The organism is Massilia sp. CT11-108 (assembly GCF_047302915.1).
Lineage (GTDB): Bacteria > Pseudomonadota > Gammaproteobacteria > Burkholderiales > Burkholderiaceae_D > Telluria > Telluria orientalis.
This window is the reverse complement of record NZ_JBKYMO010001416.1, coordinates 1-310: the sequence shown is the minus strand read 5'-3', so window position 1 is coordinate 310 and position 310 is coordinate 1. Positions and strand designations below refer to the sequence as shown.

The window sequence follows — 310 nt, the reverse complement described above, 5'->3', positions numbered from 1 at the left end:
GCCACGCGCTGGCCACGTCGCCCGGCGCCGCGAAGTGGTATCGCGCCAACGGCCGCATGTCGCGCCAGGACGTGCGCCTGGCCGCCGGTCCCGGCGCCGCGATCGAATGGCTGCCGCAGGAAACCATCGTCTACGACGACGCCGAGGTGATGCTCGCGCACGACGTCGACCTGGCCCCGGGCGCCGTCTACATCGGCAGCGAGGTGCTGTGCTTCGGTCGCCGCGCGTCCGGCGAACGTTTTACGCGCGGCCAGGTAGGGCAGCGCACGCGCATCCGCATCGACGGCCGGCCCGTGTGGTGGGAGCAGGG

Annotated in this window: 1 protein-coding gene; it reads left to right on the top strand. The window is 73.2% G+C overall.

The annotated features are described in order from the left end of the window. A partial coding sequence (locus ACEN88_RS35075) for an urease accessory protein UreD (protein ID WP_413347035.1) occupies nt 1-310 on the top strand: 310 nt, incomplete at both ends.